At 72.1% G+C, this 19,842-nt stretch carries 16 protein-coding genes; 8 read left to right on the forward strand and 8 right to left on the reverse strand.

Features of this window, described 5'->3' with window-relative positions:
* From FR742_RS32280 to FR742_RS32290, 3 genes are all read right to left on the reverse strand, one after another.
* Complete coding sequence (locus FR742_RS32280) at window positions 1–1,230, reverse strand: MFS transporter (RefSeq protein ID WP_148035110.1); 1,230 nt, start codon at window positions 1,228–1,230, stop codon at window positions 1–3.
* Between the two features lie 23 nt (window positions 1,231–1,253).
* Entirely contained in the window at window positions 1,254–1,682 is a 429-nt protein-coding gene (locus tag FR742_RS32285; RefSeq protein WP_261808915.1) for a MarR family winged helix-turn-helix transcriptional regulator, read from the reverse strand.
* Window positions 1,683–1,824: 142 nt separating this feature from the next.
* Complete coding sequence (locus FR742_RS32290) at window positions 1,825–3,267, reverse strand: NCS2 family permease (RefSeq protein ID WP_261808916.1); 1,443 nt, start codon at window positions 3,265–3,267, stop codon at window positions 1,825–1,827.
* Window positions 3,268–3,349: 82 nt separating this feature from the next.
* Between FR742_RS32290 and FR742_RS44810 the strand changes: the two genes are divergently transcribed.
* Entirely contained in the window at window positions 3,350–3,559 is a 210-nt protein-coding gene (locus FR742_RS44810) for a DUF2530 domain-containing protein (protein WP_261808917.1), read from the forward strand.
* Window positions 3,560–3,652: 93 nt separating this feature from the next.
* Entirely contained in the window at window positions 3,653–5,119 is a 1,467-nt protein-coding gene (locus FR742_RS32300; RefSeq protein WP_148035114.1) for an alpha/beta hydrolase, read from the forward strand.
* Window positions 5,120–5,352: 233 nt separating this feature from the next.
* Here FR742_RS32300 and FR742_RS32305 read toward each other — a convergent pair whose 3' ends face one another.
* Both FR742_RS32305 and FR742_RS32310 read right to left on the reverse strand, forming a co-directional pair.
* Entirely contained in the window at window positions 5,353–8,382 is a 3,030-nt protein-coding gene (locus tag FR742_RS32305) for a sacsin N-terminal ATP-binding-like domain-containing protein (protein ID WP_148035115.1), read from the reverse strand.
* A gap of 58 nt (window positions 8,383–8,440) precedes the next feature.
* The gene (locus FR742_RS32310) at window positions 8,441–9,241 is read right to left on the reverse strand and encodes a DUF3027 domain-containing protein (RefSeq protein WP_148035116.1); all 801 of its coding nucleotides are present in this window, start codon (window positions 9,239–9,241) and stop codon (window positions 8,441–8,443) included.
* 212 nt (window positions 9,242–9,453) lie between these two features.
* On the opposite strand from FR742_RS32310, the gene FR742_RS32315 reads away from it, so the two are divergent.
* Window positions 9,454–10,974: an MFS transporter gene (locus tag FR742_RS32315; RefSeq protein WP_187281474.1), complete on the forward strand. Its 1,521-nt coding sequence runs from the start codon at window positions 9,454–9,456 to the stop codon at window positions 10,972–10,974.
* Between the two features lie 2 nt (window positions 10,975–10,976).
* Here FR742_RS32315 and FR742_RS32320 read toward each other — a convergent pair whose 3' ends face one another.
* Entirely contained in the window at window positions 10,977–11,372 is a 396-nt protein-coding gene (locus tag FR742_RS32320) for a cold-shock protein (protein ID WP_148035117.1), read from the reverse strand.
* Between the two features lie 91 nt (window positions 11,373–11,463).
* Complete coding sequence (locus FR742_RS32325; protein WP_222709216.1) at window positions 11,464–12,084, reverse strand: HAD family hydrolase; 621 nt, start codon at window positions 12,082–12,084, stop codon at window positions 11,464–11,466.
* Between the two features lie 141 nt (window positions 12,085–12,225).
* On the opposite strand from FR742_RS32325, the gene FR742_RS32330 reads away from it, so the two are divergent.
* Window positions 12,226–12,897, forward strand: coding sequence for a TetR/AcrR family transcriptional regulator (locus FR742_RS32330; protein ID WP_148035118.1), 672 nt, complete (start codon window positions 12,226–12,228; stop codon window positions 12,895–12,897).
* Here FR742_RS32330 and FR742_RS32335 read toward each other — a convergent pair.
* Window positions 12,888–13,706, reverse strand: coding sequence for a hypothetical protein (locus FR742_RS32335; RefSeq protein ID WP_148035119.1), 819 nt, complete (start codon window positions 13,704–13,706; stop codon window positions 12,888–12,890). The genes FR742_RS32330 and FR742_RS32335 overlap by 10 nt on opposite strands.
* 45 nt (window positions 13,707–13,751) lie before the next feature.
* Between FR742_RS32335 and FR742_RS32340 the strand changes: the two genes are divergently transcribed.
* The 4 genes from FR742_RS32340 (at window position 13,752) to FR742_RS32355 (ending at window position 19,739) form a co-directional block, all read left to right on the forward strand.
* The gene (locus FR742_RS32340) at window positions 13,752–16,082 is read left to right on the forward strand and encodes a helicase C-terminal domain-containing protein (protein ID WP_148035120.1); all 2,331 of its coding nucleotides are present in this window, start codon (window positions 13,752–13,754) and stop codon (window positions 16,080–16,082) included.
* A gap of 43 nt (window positions 16,083–16,125) precedes the next feature.
* Window positions 16,126–17,607, forward strand: a complete 1,482-nt coding sequence (locus FR742_RS32345; protein ID WP_148035121.1) for an AMP-binding protein — start codon at window positions 16,126–16,128, stop codon at window positions 17,605–17,607.
* A 66-nt stretch (window positions 17,608–17,673) separates the two neighbouring features.
* Complete coding sequence (locus tag FR742_RS32350) at window positions 17,674–18,021, forward strand: hypothetical protein (RefSeq protein WP_148035122.1); 348 nt, start codon at window positions 17,674–17,676, stop codon at window positions 18,019–18,021.
* A 65-nt stretch (window positions 18,022–18,086) separates the two neighbouring features.
* The gene (locus FR742_RS32355; protein ID WP_148035123.1) at window positions 18,087–19,739 is read left to right on the forward strand and encodes a DNA repair helicase XPB; all 1,653 of its coding nucleotides are present in this window, start codon (window positions 18,087–18,089) and stop codon (window positions 19,737–19,739) included.
* The last annotated feature ends 103 nt before the right edge of the window (window positions 19,740–19,842 follow it).

Consider the following 19,842-nt stretch of genomic DNA (forward strand, 5'->3'; position numbering starts at 1 on the left):
TCAGGTGGTGGCAGGCACCGCCCGCCGCCGCGCCACCCGCCCGGTGATCATCCTGGTGACCAGGACGGCCATCGCGGTGCCGGCCAGCACGAACCCGCCGGCCAGGACGGCGCCGGCCCTCGGCCCGCCGAGCTCCGACAGCCAGCCGACCAGCGACGCCCCGATGGGCGAGCCGCCGACGAAGACCAGCATGTAGATGCCCATGACGCGGCCGCGCATCTCGGCCGAGGTGGCGAGCTGGACGGCGGCGTTCGCGGCGGTGTTGACCGTGATCAGCGCGACGCCGGCGGGCACCAGCAGGACCAGGTAGAACAGGTAGGACGGAGCCAGCCCGGCCGCGATCTGGAACACGCCGAAGCCGATCGCCCCGCCGAACAGCATCCTGCGCGAGATCGTGACCCTGCGGGCGGCCAGCAGCGCCCCGGCGAGCGCGCCGACGGCGAACATGCTGGAGGCCAGGCCGAACGAGTTGGCCCCCGCCTTGAACTCCTCGCGGGCCATGAGCGCGATCGACATCGAGAACGCCTGCGAGAACATCGACACGAAGGCGATCAGCAGGATCGGCATCAGCAGCTTCTCGTGGCGCAGCACGTACCTGAGCCCCTCGCGCAGCTGCCCCTTGGCCCTGGGCACCGGGTCCGACGGGCGCAGCTCGGCCTTCCGCATGAACACCAGGCTGGAGATGACCGCGGCGAACGTGAGCGCGTTCATCAGGAACAGCGGGCCGGTGCCGCCCAGCATGTAGATGAGCATGCCGGCGACGGCCGGGCCGACGACGCGGGCCAGGTTGAAGCTGGAGCTGTTGAGCGCGATCGCGTTGGGCAGGTCGTCCCTGCCGACCATCTCGACCACGAACGCCTGCCGGGTCGGCACCTCGACGCAGGAGATCATGCCGAGCGTGAAGGCCATCACGTAGACGTGCCACTCCTGGGCGGCGCCGGTCATCGTGAGCACGCCGATCGCCAGGGCCAGCGTGGCCATCAGCGTCTGCGCGGTGATGAGCAGGGGCCGCTTCGGGTAGCGGTCGGCCAGCACGCCGCCGAACATGCCGAACAGCAGCATGGGCAGGAACTGCAGAGCCGTGGCGGTGCCGAGGGCCGCGGCGCTGCCGTTGGTCAGGTCGAGGATCAACCAGTCCTGGGCGGTGCGCTGCAGCCAGGTGCCGACGTTGGAGACCGCGCCGCCGATGGCGAACATGCGGTAGTTGCGAATCCTGAGCGACCGGAACATCCCGGTCCTGGGTTCTTCAGGCTCTAGATCCTGCTGAGTTTCTCCAGGATCGGAGCCGCCTGACGGAGAATCGCCCGCTCCTCCGGCGACAGCTCCTTCAGTTGCCGCGTCAGCCACGCTTCCTTGCGCGCCCGCTCCTCCTTCAGGAGCTTCCTGGCGGCGTCGGTCACGGTCACGGTCACCTGGCGCCGGTCGCTCGGGTGCGGGCTGCGCGACACCAGGCCGCGCTCCTCCAGCCCGGCGATCACGCGGGTCATCGAGGGCGGTTGCACCTTTTCGAGCTCGGCCAGCTCGCCAGGGGTTATCCCGTCGTGCCGCTCGACGGCGGCCAGAGTCGCGAACTGGGTGGGGGTCAGCGGGTGCGCCGCCGCCTGCCTGCGCAGCCGCCTGTTTAGCCTGGCCAGGGAAACGCGCAACGCGGAAGCCAGACCGGCGTCGCTTCGCAGGTCCATCTGGGACTGAGGTCTTGTTAGCATGTGTCATTACCTTTGCTAACTATAGCCGCGGTCAAGAAATTTCCCAAGCCACATTCCGTCTCACCCATTGATACCCAACGGGCCGCCGTCCTCGCGGACGGCGGCCCGTACTTCCTGGTCAGAGCCCGAGCATGACCCTGATCGGGCCGAGCGCGAAGTACAGCACGAACAACGCCGCGACGGCCCACATCAGCGGGTGGATCTCGCGCGCCTTGCCGCGGACCACCTTGATGAGCACGTACGAGACGAAGCCGGCGCCGATGCCGTTGGAGATCGAGTACGTGAACGGCATGAGCACGATGGTGAGGAACGCCGGGATGGCGATCTCGTAGTCGGTCCAGTCGATGTCGCGGATCGCGGTCATCATCAGGAAGCCGACCACCACCAGGGCGGGCGCCGCGGCCTCGTACGGCACGATCTGGACGAGCGGCGCGAAGAAGATCGCCACCAGGAACAGCGCGCCGGTCACCACGCTCGCCAGGCCGGTCCGCGCGCCCTCCCCGACGCCCGCTGCCGACTCGACGTAGGTGGTGTTGGACGACACCGAGCCTGCGCCGCCGACGACGGCGCCGAGCGAGTCGACGAGCAGGATCTCACGGGTACGCGGCAGCGTCCCGTCCTCCTTGACCAGGTCCGCCTGGCGGCCGACGCCCACGATCGTGCCCATGGTGTCGAAGAAGTCGGTGATGAGCAGGGTGAACACGAACAGCACGGCGAGCAGCAGCCCGGCCGAGCTGAACGCGCCGAACGGGTCGAACTCGGCGAACAGCACGAGCGGGTTGTTGAAGCCGAAGACCTCGCTGGGCCAGGCGGGGACGTTCAGCTGCCAGCCGTCCGGGTTCTCCGGCGAGGACGCGCCCGAGCCGGTCAGCGCCTCGACGACGATCGCGATGAGGGTGGTGCCGGCGATGCCGAGCAGGATCGCGCCCTTGACCTTGCGCGCCACCATCGCCGCGGTGGCGAGCAGGCCGATGACGAAGACGAGGATCGGCCAGGAAGACAGGTTGCCGCCGATGCCCATCTCCAGCGGCGGCCCGGCGGCCACCCGGCGCACGAAGCCCGCGTCGACGAACCCGATCAGCGCGATGAACAGGCCGATGCCGACGCTGATCGCGGTCTTGAGCTGGGACGGGATGGCACGGAACACCGCGACCCTGAGCCCGGTCAGCACCAGGATGCCGATCACGATGCCTTCCAGGAAGATCAGGCCCATGGCCTCTTCCCAGGTCATCAGCGGGGCGATGTTGAACGTCACGAAGGCGTTCAGGCCGAGCCCGGCGGCCAGGGCGAACGGCACCCGGGCGATCACACCCATCAGGATGGTCAGGACACCGGCCACGAAGGCGGTGCCCGCGGCCACCAGCGCCACGTTGGGCGTGGTGCCGTCGCCGATCACCTCACCCTGGATGTCCTTGCCGTTGGCGATGATGATCGGGTTCAGCACCACGATGTACGCCATGGTGAAGAACGTGGCCAGGCCACCGCGCACCTCACGGGAGACGGTGGAGCCGCGTTCGGTGATGGAGAAATACCGGTCTATAGCGGTACGGGAGTCACTCACGGGCGAACTGTGACACTTGGGACGATTCGCCAAAAGTGCTGGTAACCGTATCGAGATGCGATTGGAAGCTAGGCTGGATGCTGTGACGCAGCAGTGGCACCCCGACCCCGAGCCGATCGAGACCAACGACACCGCCACCATCGCCGTGGGCACCGGCCTCTGGGCGATCGCCCTGGTCGCCTTACTGATCTTCCCGCCCGCCCCGGAGAACTCCTGGTGGGTCTGGACGTGTCTCACCGGCGTGGGCTTCGGCTTCTTCGGCATGTGGTTCGTCCACCGCCTCCGCCGCTGACATCTGTCATCCCGCGCCGCTTACGGGAGTCACCTCGAACTGCTGTTTCCTTGTACTACCTGAGCAAACGCCTCCTCTCTCATGCTTGATGGCATGAAAAGGACCTTGTTCACCTCCCTCGTGCTCGCCCTGGCGGCGACCGGCTGCGCCGGCGCCGAGAAGCCCGCCGCCGAGCCGGCCGCGCGCGACACCGGGGCGGTGGCGTGGCAGGCGTGCACCGACCTCATGGGGCCCGACGGCAAGACCATGACCCCAGAACCGGCCCTCGAATGCGGCACGCTCGCCGTGCCGCTCGACTACAGCCGGCCCGACGGCGACACCATCGACCTCGCCCTCATCCGGATCAAGGCCACCGGTGACCGCCTCGGGTCGCTCGTCTTCAACTTCGGCGGCCCCGGCGGCTCCGGCGTCGACACGCTGGCGCTGGCCAGGCAGGCCTTCGCCGGCCCCGGCAGCGCCTACGACCTGGTCAGCTTCGACCCGCGCGGCGTCGACAGGAGCGCGGGCGTCAAGTGCGGCGGCAAGGTGGAGGAGCTGATGTCGCCGGCCGCCGGGGAGAACCCCGACAAGGCCGCCCGCGAGTTCGCCGCCGCCTGCGAGGCCGACTCGGGCAAGGTGCTCCCGCACGTCGGCACCGTCAACGCCGCCCAGGACCTCGACCGCATCCGCGACGCGCTCGGCGACGACAAGCTCAACTACTTCGGCCTCTCGTACGGCACCCACCTCGGCTCGGTGTACGCGACCAAGTTCCCCGAGAAGGTCGGCCGGTTCGTGCTCGACGCCGCCTACGACCCGAACGTCACCTTCGAGCAGCGGGCGCTCACCCAGATGAAGGGCTTCGCCCAGGCCTTCGAGGCGTTCGCGAAGGACTGCGTCGCACAGGGCTGCGACCTCGGCAAGTCCCCCGCCGAAGCGCGCCAGACCGTCGAAGCGCTGATGGACGACCTGAAGGAGAAGCCGCTCAAGGTCGGCGACCGGCAGCTCACCTACGGCCTGGCCCAGTTCGCCGTCATCACCCCGCTGTACGCCAAGGCCACCTGGCCGATGCTGGAGCAGAGCGTCGCCGCGGCGCTCAAGGGCGACGGCACCACCCTGCTGGCGCTGGCCGACAGCTACACCGGCCGCAGGCCCGACGGCACCTACTCGACCATGATGACCAGCCTCCAGGCCATCAGCTGCGCCGACACCTCCCAGCGGCCGACAGCCGCCGACATGGCCGCGCTCAACGAGCAGGTCGAGAAGATCTTCCCCATCATGTCGGTCGAGAGCACCTCAGGCGCCTGCGCCCACTGGCCCACCGAGGGCAGCGACGAGGCCAAGCACATCGACGCCACCGGCTCGGCCCCGATCGTCGTCATCGGCGGCAAGGGCGACCCCGCCACACCGTACGAATGGGCGGTGTCGCTGACAGACCGGCTCAAGACCGGCGTCCTGGTCACCTACGAGGGCGAGGGGCACGGCGCCTACCTGAGCGGCAGCACGTGCGTCGTCCGCACGGTGGACGCGTACCTGTTGAAGGGCACGATGCCCGAGTCCGGTGCCGCCTGTCCCGCCGCCTGATCCGCCGTGATCCGAGATCGCGCCGGTTCTTCCTTTTGAAAAACTGAGAACCTCTTTTGGGAAACCCCTCGGGCTGGGCGCCGTTAGCAAGCCTTCGGCCTGCCCGGCCCGCCGTAGGTCCGGAGAGCGGGCGTGGGTCGGGTCGCCACACGCCCGCCCTTTCCATGACGCCAGGAGATCAGGACCGGTCCGCCTCCGTCAGGAGCTCAGGACCGGTCCGCTTCTTCAGGAGATCAGGACAGGTCCGCCTCCGCCAGGAGCAGGGGGACCGCGGACGGGTCGCGGAGCATGGCGGCCACCGCTAGGCGGTCGTTCCACTGGCCGGTGGCCCAGGCCAGGCCGCGGGCGAGGCCGTCGAGGCCGGTGCAGTGGACGGCGCCCTCGAAGAACCGCCACGCGCACGGCACGCCGTCCACCAGCAGCTTCTCGTGCTCGACGTAGGTCTCGGGGGCCGTCGGGAGCAGGGAGCGCACCTGGGGCGGCACCTGCCGGGTCTCGCCGGCGGTGGTGACCTCGCCGGCCGCCACCTCGCCGGCGAGCGGCAGGTCGAGCAGCTCCGACAGGGACTCCGCCAGGTCGTAGGGAGCGAGCACCAGCGGCCGGTCGGTGACCAGCTGCAGCAGGTCGGGCGCCTCCACCACGACGACGTCCTCGGCGGCGGCGACCACGATGTCACCGCCGAGCACGGCCCGCACCCGGGACGGCGGCGCCACCCGATCGGGCTCGACCGCCGCCAGCGCCACCCACAGGGAACGCAGCTGCGCCCGATCGACCTCGATCGACTCGTCGGCCATGAGATCCAGCAGCTCCTCGGGGCCGCCGTGGGAGTCGAGCAGGTCGGCGAGCGTGCCGCGCACGCCGAGCATGGCCAGCGCCCCCTCGTCCAGCCCTTCCGGCGCGTCCGCGTACAGGCCCTGCAGCAGCGGGTCGGCGCCGGGCAGCCGCAGCTCGCGCGGCCTGCGCCCGCCCAGCACCGGATGGCCGGCCAGCCACCAGGCGGTGTAGGAGGGCACCTCGACGCCCTCGATCCGCAGCGGGTGGAGGGCGGCGCGCAGCGGCGGGCGGGTCAGCAGCCGCAGCGCCGCCGGCCAGTCGGCGACCAGCTCCAGGTCGCGCACGGCGGCGAACTCCGGCACCACCGGCGGCACGTCCAGCTCCGGCAGCAGGTCGAGAACGTGGTCGAGCCACTCGTCCTCGCCGTCGAGGTCGTGGTCGCACTCGTCACGGTCGAGCAGCACGTCGGAGTCGTGCACCACGGCGAACCCGTCGAGCACGCCCGCCGCCTCCAGCACCCGCGGCCCGTAGGTCTCCTCCAGCTCGCGGGCGGCCACGCCGAGGTGGGTGCCGGGCTCCAGCAGCCCGGCGAGCGCCCCATCGGCCAGCATCAGCTCACCCGCCGGGTAGAGCTCGCCGTCGGCGCCGGGCAGCGCCAGCTCGGCCAGCCACGGCGCCTCGCCCGGCGCCAGCCCCGCCGCCTGGACCAGGGACAGCACGGCGTGCGCGACCGGCCCCGCGTCGGGGTTGTCGAGCGACTGGGCGACGGCGGCCTTGGTGATCGGGTCGTCCAGGATGGTGCGCGGGGTGGCCTCGGCGGCGCCCAGCCGCAGCAGCGCGGGGTGGGCGGCCTCCGGATGCACGATGCGCAGCCCCAGCGGCGTCAGGTCGAGCGCGGACCCGCCGTCGGTCAGGATCAGCGTGCCGCGCGGGCCGCGCACCAGCCGCCCGTCGGCCAGCGGCACCGGCAGCGCGCCGAGCGACTCGGGGTCGTCGGCCGGCAGCACCTCGTAGAGCGAGCGCCACCACGAGGGCTCGCGCCCCTCCACCGCCTCGCCGGAAAGCAGGTCGACCACGTCGGACAGCTCGACCCTGCGCACGCCCAGCGAGGTCATCGCGGGATGCCGGGCGGGCCAGCCGGCGGGCAGCAGCCCGGGGACGAACGCGGCGACGGCGTCGAGCAGCTCGCCCGACCCGGCCACCACGGCGGCCTCGCGGCCCGAGACGACCCAGCCGTCCTCCCCCGGCTCCCGCGACGGGTGCTCGACCAGCCATTCGGCGTCGGGCTCGTAGACCTCCGCGTCGGCGAACGAGGGCGTCCGCACGGCGGGCGCGGGCGCCGACAGCGCGGGCAGCAGCGGGGTGTCGGGCAGGCGCTGGAGCACGGCGCGGCGGACGCGCGCGTCGAGCTCGCCCTTGCCCATGTACGAAGGCACCAGGTCGAGCAGCTTGGGAGTGCGCGGCAGCTCCTCCAGCAGCCGGACGTAGGCGGCGGCGGCCTTCTCGACCAGGAAGTCGGCCAGCGGCCCCTTGGCCACGTGGCGGCGGTCGGTGGCCATCGGGAACGACGCGATGAGCAGCGCGGGCAGGTCGATCGGCTCGTCGCTGGGCGTCGGCGCGTGCACGACCGGCGGCACCGCGGCGGGCAGCGGCCCCGGCTCGCCGATGCCGGTCAGCGGCACCGCCCAGCGGACCGACCAGAACGGGCGCGCCCGCTCCTCGGTGGGCCGGTCGGCGAACAGCTCCGCCACCTGCTCAGGCGCGAACTCGCCGGACTCCGAGACGACGTGCCAGCCGTCGGCGGTGACCCTGCGGACCTCGCCGTCGAGGTCGATCTCGATCACGGACAGCGCGGGCATGCCCAGCGGCAGCGCCGGGCTCGCCTCCTCCAGCATGCGCCGGACGGCCAGGGCCGACGCGTCGTCCTTCAGCGGGAGGCGTACCAGGGTGTCGAACCCGTCGGGCACGTCGAGCGGGCCGTCCTCGAACGGCAGGCGCAGCAGCGGCACGTGGCCGGAACGGGCGGCCAGCTCGCCCGCGAGCTCCGGCACCGAGGCGACCAGCTCGGCCGTCTCCGCGCGCGACCAGCGCACCGAGCCGGAACCGCGGGAGCCGATCACCGGCTCGTCGCAGACCGTCACCACGGCCGCGAACCCGACGCCGAACCGCCCGGCGGCGCCCGCCTCGTCACGCTTGCCGGACACGCGGAGCGTGGCCAGGCTCTCCACGCCGGTCGCGTCGAGCGGCGCGCCGGTGTTGGCGGCCGTCAGCACGCCGCCGCGCAGCGTCAGCCTGAGCACCCCCGGCACGCCCGCGCGCAGCGCCGCGTCCGCGGCGTTCTGCGCCAGCTCGACGATCAGGCGGTCGCGGTAGCCGCCGAGCGCGAAGTCCTCCTCGGCGTTGGCGTCCTCGCGGAACCGGGCGGGCGAGGCCGTCCACGCGGCGAGCACGGCGGCTCGCATCCGGTCGGTGCCAAAGGTGTCGGTCATCGGTCACGATCCTGGGGTCGAACGGTACGGGGCCACCGTAGGCTAGCGGCCCGCACCGTCAGGAGTGGCCGAGCTCTTCGGAGTCGGCTTCGCCGACCGAGCCCGCCTCCTCCTCCATCAGGTCGAAGCCCAGGTCGTCGAGGATGGGCACGGCCTGCTCGACGGGCGGCGGCAGCACCGCCGCCTCCGAGTGGGCGCCGCAGCCGTGGTCGGCGGCGACCACCTTGCCGTCGTCGGGCGCGTACTCGTTAGTGCAGACCCCGAACAGCTGCCGGAGCCCACCCGCGAGCAGCCAGTAGAAGCCGCAGGTGGAGCACTGCGCGGGAGCGGCGTGTGCGATCGGTGTGTGCGGCCCGTGCTCGCCGGAATGCCAGCGCCTGGCGGTCCGGTCTCTGCCGATGGCCGAGAGCACACGGGCCCGGCCCAGGCCGTACTCGAAAATCGTCTGCTGCTCCGCCTCGTCGTCGAGTTCGGCGAAACCCGGCACCAGCCGGTCGTCGTCCTCCGGCGTGGGCAGCAGGTCGCCGACGCCCAGGTCGCCGGGGCGCAGGCGCTCGCTCCACGGCAGCCACTCGGGAGCGCGCAGCGCGCCGGAACCCGGCAGCAGGACGGCCTCGCTGACCGTCACCTTCTTCGCCCGCGACGCCCGGGTGACGGTGACGGCCCACCGCCAGCCGCGATAGGCGCGGTCCTGGCAGGCGAAGTAGTGGGTGACGACCCGGTCGCCCTCGCTCTCGTAGCCCAGGTGCTCGCCGGGCTCACCCGGCCGCGCCAGCTCCTGGGCCGCGTCGCGTGCCAGGTCAACGGCGGCGACACAGGCCTGGTCGGGCGCGGCGGAGCGGGTCCTGGCACGGCTCATCGGCCTGCCTCCGCCGAAAGGTGCTGTTCGCTCACACTTCATTCTCTCCCATGGCTGACTGTGCCGGGGCCGACTAGCCCGCATTCCCGCCTGCCGCCTCCCTGAAACACCGGATTCCGCCACAAGATTTGCGTCCTGACGCGACAGATGACCGCAAGTGGTGCGAAAGCGGGGGTGAGGGTTGGAGGGGCGATCGGGTAAGACTGGTAAGCGTGGAGGGAGGCTGGGAGCGAGCGCGCGACCTCTCCCGGCGCGTGGGGCGCGGCGTCGCCGACGCGGGCCGGGCTACCGCGCGTGCCGGCAAGGCGACCGCCGGCGGCACCGCGCGGGCCGGGAAGGCCACCGCGGGCGCGGCGCGGTCGGTCGGCCGGGCCACCCGCCGCCTCACCCACGCCAACGGCGCCGACCGCACCGGCCTCGGCCGGCTGATCGAGCTGACCGCCGGCCACAGCGCCGGCGACACGCTCGTCACGGTCGCGCTGGCCAGCACCGTCTTCTTCGGGGTGCCCGTCGGCGAGGCCCGCGGCCCGGTGGCGCTCTACCTGGTCATCACGATGCTGCCGTTCGCGCTGCTGGCGCCGTTCGTGGGGCCGATCCTCGACCGGTTCAGGTCGGGCCGGCGCTATGTGATGGCCGGCACGCTGTTCGGCCGCGGCCTGCTCTGTTTCGCGATGGCGGCGGCCGTCGGCCCGCAGGACCTGCTGACGCTGTTCGGGGGCGCGCTGGGCGTGCTGGTGCTGTCGAAGGCCTACAACGTGTCGCGTGCCGCGATCATGCCGAGCGTGCTGCCCGCCGACATCACGCTGGTCTCGGCGAACGCGCGGGTCGCGCTGTTCTCGCTGGTGACGGCGGGCGTGATGGTGCCGGTCGGGGCGGGGCTGACGCTCTGGCTGGGCAGCGCCACGATGCTGCGCGTCGCCATGGTGGTGTTCCTGGCCGCCGGGGTGTTCGCGGTGCGGCTGCCGCGCCACGTCGACTCGCCCGACCTGGAGGAGGAGACCCCCGAGGAGGGCAGGGCGCCGCGCTGGCGGACGCTGCTCCAGGTGGGCCCGGCGGTGGCCGAGGCGGTCTGGGCCAACGTCGCCATCCGGCTGTTCTCCGGCTTCCTGCTGTTCTTCCTGCTCTTCCTGGTGCAGGACAAGGTCGTGCCGTGGCTGGCGCCGCCCGCGCCCGACCCGTTCTTCGACATGACCAAGACCCTCGCGGTCCTGACGCTCGCGGCCGGGCTGGGCGGCCTGGCCGGCGCGGTGATCGCCAACTGGACCCGCAACCACGCGCCCGGCCTGCTCGTCCTGCTGACGCTCGCCACGACGGCGGTGACCGCCACCGTGACCGCGATCCTCTTCGGGCTCTGGGCCGCGGTGGCCATCTCGCTGGTCACCGCGTTCGCCCAGGAGCTGGGCAAGCTCGCGCTGGACGCGATCGTGCAGCGCGAGATCGGCGAGGAGGTGCGCTCGTCGACGTTCGGCGTGGTCGAGGCGTTCCTCCAGCTCGCCTGGGTCTTCGGCGGCCTGATCGGGCTCGGGCTGTCGCTCACCGAGAGCAGCGCGGCCGGGCTGGTCACGCTCGCGTGCGTGCTCACCGTCACGCTGGGCTGGCTCGTCGTAAGGCGCCGCGCCCGCGTCAGGGCGGCCAAGGCGCGGACGCGGGAGGCCGCCGCGGACGCCGAGACGGCCCCGTACGCCCCGCCGGAGCCTCTCGACCGGACCAAACCGCTGACGAACCCGCCCTGAAGCTAGACGTCGAGGTCGTCGGCGACGGCCCTGAGCACCACCGCGACCTTCTTCGCGTGCGCGGCCTCAGGGTGCTTGCCCCGCTGGTAGGACGTGGACAACCCGTCGAGCAGCTTGATCAGGTCCTCGACGATCACCACCATCTCGTCCGGCTTCTTCCGCTTGGCCTTGGGCTTGGTCTTGGCCAGCGTCGGCGGCTGCTCCAGGATCCGCACGGAGAGCGCCTGCTGGCCGCGCCTGCCCTCGGCCACGCCGAACTCGACCTTCTGCCCGGGCTTGAGAGGCCCGGCGTTGGCCGGCAAGGCGGAGGAATGCACGAAGACCTCACCGCCGTCGTCACGGGTGAGGAAACCGAACCCCTTGTCGGCGTCGTACCACTTGACCTTGCCACTCGGCACAGGAGGACCTCGTTCGAACGTCGTGGATTAGGTGAATGGATGTAGGTTATGCCCCGTAGCGCGGCAGAGCGACCGGGTAAATGCCGGTGAATTACACGAGTTCACGACTCCGTTGCCAACCGGCGAACCAATCGGCAAATTCCGTCAGATCGCCCAGTGCCACGTCGGCCCCGTGGTCGCGCAGCTCGGCCGTGGTGTAGGGGCCGGTGGCGACCGTGACGCTGACCGCGCCTCCGGCCCGCGCCGCTTCGATGTCCGCCACATGGTCGCCGACATATGCGGCGGCGCCGAAAGCGGTGAGCGCGGTTCCTTTGTCCGCGCCGAAAACGGAGCCCACCACGTCGTCCACGTCGAGCCCGAGCCGCCGCACCGTGCTTCTCGCGTCGCGCAGGTTCTTGCCCGTCACCACGATGACCCGCCCGCCGCGCGACTTGACGCATGCGACGGCCTCGTGCGCGCCCTCCATCGCGACGTGCACGGGCACCCCCACCTCGGGATAGATCTCCCTGTAGAGGTCGGCCGCCGCCGCGATCTCCCCGGCGGGCAGCCAGTTGGCCAGCTCCGCCTCCAGTGGCGGGCCGAGCCTGGTCACGATCTTCCGGCTGTCGATGGGCACGCCGAGCCGGGCCGACAACTCGTCATAGACGGCAGCAATACCGTTCCGAGTGTCGGCAAGTGTCATGTCCAGGTCGAATCCCACCGAAGTCGCCACACCTGAAGGATGCCAAAGAACCTCCCGATACGCGTAACGGCTCGGGTCGTGGGACCGTAGTCATCGGAAGGGTTCCTGCCCGGCTGTCAAGGTCCCCGCGGGCCGGCGACTACCCTCCACTGCGGAGGTATCAGAAACGACATGAGCAGATCGCCGAGCACGGGAGCCACCGGGAGCACACCCGCGAAGGCCGCCGCCACCAGCACGCGCGAGCGGATCATCGACGAGGCTCTGCGGCTCTTCGCCGAACGCGGCTACGCCGCCACGTCCGTGGCCGAGATCGAGGCCGCCTCCGGCCTCTCGCCGGGCGCCGGCGGGCTCTACCGGCACTTCAAGTCCAAGTACGAGGTCCTGTCGGCGGCGATCAACGAGCACGCCGCCAGGACCCGCGGCCAGGTCGCCGGCAGCCTCGCCGAGCTGAGCGCCATGGAGACCTCGAAGGACCTGGAGGAGCGGCTGTCGCACCTGTGCAGGGCCGGGCTGGCCAAGGTGCGCGAGGAGTCGGAGCTGACCCGCATCTTCTTCCGCGACCTGAGCCAGTTCCCCGAGCTGGTGGCGGTGGTGCGGCAGGGGCTGCTGCAGCCGATGTTCGACGCCATCGTGACCTGGTTCCACGCCCAGCCCGAATACCGGTCGGCCGACGTCGACTGGCAGGGCATCTCGGCCGTGCTCGGCGGCGCCGTCGTGCAGTACCGGCTGTTCCAGGAGACGGTGGGCGAGACGCCCGGGCACACGGAGAAGGACCAGTTCGTGGCGGCGTGGGTCCGGCTGGCCGTCGGGCTGCTGCCGTCGCCCGCGGCCGTTCACTCCTGATCGACCAGCCGGTAGGCCAGCCAGACCACGCTCACGCCGGTGCCGACCATGAACATGACGCCGCTGGCGTTGAAGAACTCGACCACGAACGCCTCCAGCCCCGGCTCGCCGCCGACCCGCAGACCCCCCACGATCAGCCCGCCCGCGCTGTAGCCGAGCAACGGGGAGCCGACGCCGATCAGCCGGTCGCGCAGCGCCCACGTGTCGCTGAACATCACCATCGCCGAGCCGGCCGCCCACGCGATCACCGGCACCTGGAAGATCGCCACGGGAGCCAGGTCGAACGGCACCAGGAGCGCGGCCACCACGAGCACCAGCAGCGCGGCGACCTCCCGGGGGTGCTCCTTGACCACGGTCCTGGCGTCCCTGCCCTCGGTGACCATGGGGTTCGCCACCGACATCGCGGCCCTGCGGAACCCCGCGAACGGCAGCCCGCGCGCCTCCCTGGCCAGCCGCCGCTCGGCCTCCCGCCTGCTCCGCGCCACGCCCGGCGGCACGTCGTCGCGGATCTTCGGGAACGCGGCGGTGGCCTCCTCCCCCGAGGGAGCGACCGCGGCGGCTTCGAGGAGAGCGGGCGCGGTCTCCGCGAGGCGCCGGGCCTCGCGCTCCACCAGCAGCACCGGGTCGCCGAAGCGGGCGAGTAGCCTGGTCACGTCCTTGGCGCTCTGGCTGCCGCGCCGCTCGGCCTCGATCCTGGTACGCAGCCGCCTGGTGAAGTCGAGCCGCTGCTCGGGTCTCAGCACGCCGTGGGCCGCGTCGGCGGCCTTGCTGACGTAGTTGAGAATCAGCTGGTCGGCTCGCTCTATCACGCCTAGCAATGCTGCCCCAATCAGCAGGGACATACCATGGCAACGATGGAGTTCACGGAGTGGATCAGGGGGCGCACCGACGAGCAGCTGCGGGCGCTGGTGACCGCGCGCCCCGAGCTGATCACTCCGGTGCCGGCGCATCTGGAGGGCCTGGCCGCCCGGGCGAGCAGCCCGTCGGCGATCGCCCGGGTGCTCGACCGGCTCGACCGCTTCACGCTCGCCGTGGTCGAGACGCTCGCCGTCCGGGACGGCCCGGTCAGGAAGACCGCGCTGCGCGAGACGGTCGCAGCGGCGCTGGCGGCGGGCAAGCCGGAGCCGGCGCTGACGTCCGCGCTCGACCGGCTGCGCGACCTGGGGCTCGTGTACGGGCCCGACAGCGCGCTCGACCTGGCCCCGGGCGTGCGCAAGGTGCTGGACGACCCGGCCGGCCTGGGCCCGCCCGCCGACGTGGCGTTCCGCCACCATGCGCCGGAGCAGCTCGACGAGATGGCCGACGACGTCGCGCCGGGCACCACCGGGTCCGGCCGGGAGCGCCTGGCGGCGGCGCTGGCCGAGCCGGGCAAACTGATCGAGGAGGTGCCGCCGGAGTCGCGGGCCGCGCTGGAGCAGCTCGCGTGGGGCCCGCCCACCGGCCGGGTGCCGAACGCCAGGCGCGAGGTGCGCGTCGCCTCCGCCCGCTCGCCGATCGAGCAGCTGCTGGCCCGCGGCCTGCTGGCGGCGGCGGGTGAGGAGAGCGTGACGCTGCCCCGCGAGGTGGGCCTGTATCTGCGGGGCGGGCGGGTGCACCGCGACCTGCTGGCGCTGCCGCCCTCGCTCGAAGGCACGTCCCGGGGCCAGGAGCTGGCCGACCGCACGGCCGCCGGGCAGGCGTTCGCGTTCGTGCGGGCCGTCGAGGAGCTGTGCGAGCGCTGGAGCATCGAGCCGCCGGGCGTGCTGCGCACCGGGGGCCTGGGCGTGCGCGACATGAAGCGCACGGCGGGCGAGCTCGACCTGCCCGACTGGGTGGCCGCGCTGGTGGTGGAGGTCGCGTACGCGTCGGGGCTGATCGCGGCGGGCGGCAGCGTCGACGGCGAGTGGCTGCCGACCAGCGGCTACGACCTGTGGCGGGTCAGGTCGACCGCCGACCGTTGGGTGGCGCTGGCCGCGGCCTGGCTGGCGATGGACCGGGTGCCCGGACTGGTCGGCGAGCGTGACGATCGCGACAAGCCGCTCAACGCTCTCCACCCCGATCTGCGCCGCTCGTCGGCCGCCGGGGTGCGCAAGGCCACGATGGGCGTGCTGGCCTCCGCGCCGGGGCTCGCCCCGGCGCACGACTCGGTGCTGGAACGGCTGGCCTGGGAGCAGCCGCGCCGCCGGGGGCCGCTGCGCGAGCAGCTGACCGAGTTCGCGCTGCGCGAGGCCGAGCAGCTCGGCCTGACCGGGCTCGGCGTGCTGTCGGGTCACGGGCGGGCCCTGATCACCGGTGCGGAGGCCGCGCCGGTGCTGGCCCCGCTGCTGCCCGAGCCGGTCGACCACGTGCTGCTGCAGGCCGACCTGACGGCGGTCGCGCCCGGCCCGCTGACCAGCGAGCTCAACCGCTGGATGACGCTCGCCGCCGACGTGGAGTCCAAAGGGGGCGCCACCGTCTACCGGTTCAGCGAGAGCTCGGTGCGGCGCGCGCTCGACGCGGGCCAGGCCGCCGAGGAGCTGCTGGCCATGCTGGAGCGCCACTCCGCCACGCCTGTCCCGCAGGCGCTGTCGTACCTCGTCTCCGACGTGGCGCGGCGGCACGGCCGGATCCGCGTCGGCACCGCCAGCGCCTACGTCCGCTGCGACGACCCGGCGCTGCTCGACCAGATCACCGCCGACCGGCGGTCGGCGGCGCTGCGCCTGCGCAGGCTGGCGCCGACGGTCATCGCCTCGCGCTCGTCGCGCGCGGTGCTGGTCGACTCGCTGCGGGCGATGGGGTACGCGCCGGTCCCCGAGTCGCTCGACGGCGACGTGATCATCTCCCAGCTCGACAGCAGGCGCACCGAGGGCCCCGCCCCGGTCCGCCAGGTGGCGCCGACCGGCGAGCCCGAACCGGGCGTGGCGGCGGCGGCCGTGCGGGCGCTGCGCGCGGGCGACGCGGCCCACCTGTCCCGGCGCGAGCCGGTCGACGCCCCGGGCGGCCAGGTGCCCCGCACCCCCGCGACGGCCACGATCTCGAAGCTGCAGGACGCGATCAGGCAGGGGATGCGGGTGTGGATCGGCTACACCGACTCGCAGGGCAACGCCACCTCCCGCATCCTGGAGCCGGCCCGGATGGAGGGCGGCTACCTGACCGCCTACGACGAGACCAGGGCCGCCGTCCACCGCTTCGCCCTGCACCGCATCACCGGCGTGTCCGGCGTCTGAGCGGGGTTGACTGCGTGCCGCGAGTCGGCGGAAGTTAGGGCATGTGACCGAGCACACGCTGAGCAGTCTGGCCGAGCAGTCATGGAGCAGGTTCGACGACTACGACGCGATGTTCTACGAAGGGGTCTGGCACCGCAGCCACCGCCTCGCCGAGCGGGCCCGGCGCGTCTGCGGCGGCTTCGTCGAGGCCGGCATCCGGCCCGGCGACCGCGTGGTCGTGATGATGGCCACCTCCCCCGAGGTGCCGCTCGTCTGCCAGGCGCTGTGGGCTGCGGGCGCCGTGGTGACGCCGGTGGTGTTCCTGGTGGGCGCCGCCGAGCTGCGCCACATCCTGCTCGACAGCGGCGCCGCCGCCGTGGTCACCTCGCCGGAGCTGGCCGGCACGGTGCGGGCGGCCGGGGTGGACGTGCCGGTCTACGTGGACACCGCCGAGCTGGAGCGGGCCGCCGAGCACGGCCCGGTGGCGCGTGACCCCGGCGACCTGGCCGCGCTGATGTACACCGGGGGCACCACCGGCAGGGCCAAGGGCGTCATGCTCAGCCACGCGGGCCTGTGGCAGGTCGCGAAGGCCTCCTACGAGCTGTCCCACCAGGAGGGGATCAACCGGGCGATCGTCCCGGTGCCGCTCTCGCACGCGTACGGCCTGATCGTCACCGTGGCCGGGATGCACGCCGTCGAGCCGCCCCAGGCCGTGCTGATGCGCTGGTTCGACCCCGGGGCGTTCCTCCGGCTCGCGGCCGAGCAGCGCGTCCAGTACGGCACCGTCGTGCCGGCCATGCTGCAGATGCTGCTGGCCGAGCCGCTGGAGTCGCACCCGCTGCCCGACCTGGCCTTCCTCACCTGCGGCGCGGCCCCGCTGGGCAAGGAGGTGCTGACGGAGTTCGAACGGCGGATGCCCGGCGTGACGATCCTGGAGGGTTACGGGCTGACCGAGACCAGCGCGGTGACCACGTTCAACCCGCCGGGACGGCGCAAGGCCGGCAGCGTGGGCCTGCCGCTGCCCGGCTACACGATCACGATCCGCGACTCGTCCGGCGAGCCGGTGGAGCAGGGCGACGTGGGTGAGATCTGCGTGTCCGGCGAGTCGCTGATGCTGGGCTACTGGGGCGAGCACGAGCCCGACCCCGAGGGCACCGCGCTGGTCGGCGGCGAGCTGCGCACCGGCGACGTCGGCTGCCTCGACGACGACGGCTACCTGTACGTGGTCGACAGGAAGAAGGACCTGATCATCAGGGGCGGGTTCAACGTGTTCCCCCGCGACGTGGAGGACGTGCTGAACCAGCACCCCGGCGTGGTCATGTCGGGCGTGGTCGGCCGCCCCGACGACCGGCTGGGCGAGGAGGTCGTCGCGTTCGTGCAGCTCGCGGCCGGCGCGGAGGTCGCCGCCGAGGAGCTGATCGCCTGGGCGAGGGAGCGCGTGGGCCGCGTCAGGTATCCCCGCGAGGTCACGTTCGTCGACTCGATCCCGGTCACCAGCGTGCTCAAACTCGACCGCAAGGCGCTGCGCGCGCGGTTCGCCGGTTAGCAGGATCGGCGACCGAGTCAGGATCTTGCCCGATCCGTGATATTTCTTGACCCGTCAGGAGGTGGCATGAGCGAGGACGATTACCCGTACCAGCGCTACGGCGCCCCCTACGGGGAGCAGCCGCCCCCGTCCTACGGTTACGGCGGCTACCCGCCGCCCCCGCAGCACGCCCGCGGCGAGCCCAACGTCAGCGGCATCGTCGCGCTCGCGCTCAACCTCTTCAGCGTCGTCTCCTGCTGCAACGTCTTCGGCGTCGTCGGCGCCGTCCTGGCCGGCCTGTCCCTGCGTTCCGGCACGGCGCCCGAGAAGGCCCGCACGCTCACCGTCGCGAGCTGGGTGGTGCTGGTGGCCGGCTTCCTGATGATGGCCGTCCTGTTCTTCTACCTGGGCGTCAACGGCCACTTCGACGACTGATTTCCCCGTCCGGGGGACTGTTTGGGCCGTCGCGCGTGTTGGATAGGCGTCAACCGTTTGAAGGGATGGCTGTGAACGACGGCCCGCTCATCGTCCAATCAGACAAGACGCTGCTGCTCGAGGTCGACCACGAGAGGGCCGACGAGTGCCGCAAGGCCATCGCCCCGTTCGCCGAGCTCGAGCGCGCGCCCGAACACGTGCACACCTACCGGGTCACGCCACTGGCGCTGTGGAACGCCCGCGCCGCCGGGCACGACGCCGAGCAGGTCGTCGACGCCCTGATCGGCTACAGCCGCTACCCGGTGCCGCACGCCCTGCTCGTCGACGTCGCCGAGACCATGGCCCGCTACGGCCGGCTCAGGCTGGAGAAGCACCCGGTCCACGGGCTGACGCTGACCTCCACCGACCGGGCCGTGCTCGAAGAGGTGCTGCGCGCCAGGAAGATCCAGCCGATGCTGGGCGAGCGCGTCGGCGACGACACCGTGGCCGTCCACCCGAGCGACCGCGGCAACATCAAGCAGGCGCTGCTCAAGCTGGGCTGGCCGGCCGAGGACCTGGCCGGTTACGTCGACGGCGAGCACCACCGGGTCGAGCTGGTCCAGGAGAGCTGGACGCTCCGGCCCTACCAGCAGGAGGCGGCCGACTCCTTCTGGCACGGCGGATCCGGCGTGATCGTGCTGCCCTGCGGCGCCGGCAAGACCATCGTCGGCGCGGCCGCGATGGCGCACGCCCAGGCGACGACGCTGATCCTGGTCACCAACACGGTCAGCGCCCACCAGTGGAAGCAGGAGCTGCTCAAGCGCACCTCGCTGACCGAGGACGAGATCGGCGAATACTCCGGCAGCAAGAAGGAGATCCGTCCGGTCACCATCGCCACCTACCAGGTGATGACCACCAGGCGGAAGGGCGTCTACAGCCACCTGGAGCTGTTCGACGCGCGCGACTGGGGCCTCATCGTCTACGACGAGGTCCACCTGCTGCCCGCGCCGATCTTCCGGATGACGGCCGACCTCCAGGCCCGCAGGCGCGTCGGCCTGACCGCGACGCTGGTGCGCGAGGACGGCCGCGAGGGCGACGTGTTCTCGCTGATCGGCCCCAAGCGCTACGACGCGCCCTGGAAGGAGATGGAGAACCAGGGCTGGATCGCCCCGGCCGACTGCGTCGAGGTGCGGGTGACGCTCACCGACGAGGAGCGGCTGGCGTACGCGATGGCCGAGTCGGAGGAGCGCTACCGCTTCTGCGCCACCACGCCGTCCAAGACCCAGGTCACCGAGGCGCTCGTACGCCGTCACCTGGGTGACCAGGTGCTGGTGATCGGCCAGTACATCGACCAGCTCGACGAGCTGGGCGAACACCTGAACGCGCCGGTGATCAAGGGGGAGACCCGGATCAAGGAGCGCGAGCGGCTCTACCAGGCCTTCCGCGACAAGGAGATCCAGGTCCTGGTGGTGTCCAAGGTCGCCAACTTCTCCATCGACCTGCCCGAGGCGAGCGTGGCGATCCAGGTGTCCGGCACGTTCGGGTCCCGGCAGGAGGAGGCGCAGCGGCTCGGCAGGGTCCTGCGGCCCAAGGCCGACGGCGGCGGGGCGCGCTTCTACACCGTGGTCAGCCGCGACACGGTCGACCAGGAGTTCGCCGCGCACCGGCAGCGGTTCCTGGCCGAACAGGGTTACGCCTACTCGATCATCGACGCCGACGACGTGCTGGGCGGGGTGTGAGCCCGGCCGCTCATCGAGCGGCCAGGCATCCCGGTCTCACGTCCAAGAGACTCCGCGGGTCGTCGACAATCGAACCACCCCCCTCACTGCGTCCTCACACCAC

Source organism: Nonomuraea sp. C10 (assembly GCF_008017515.1).
Lineage (GTDB): Bacteria > Actinomycetota > Actinomycetes > Streptosporangiales > Streptosporangiaceae > Nonomuraea > Nonomuraea ferruginea.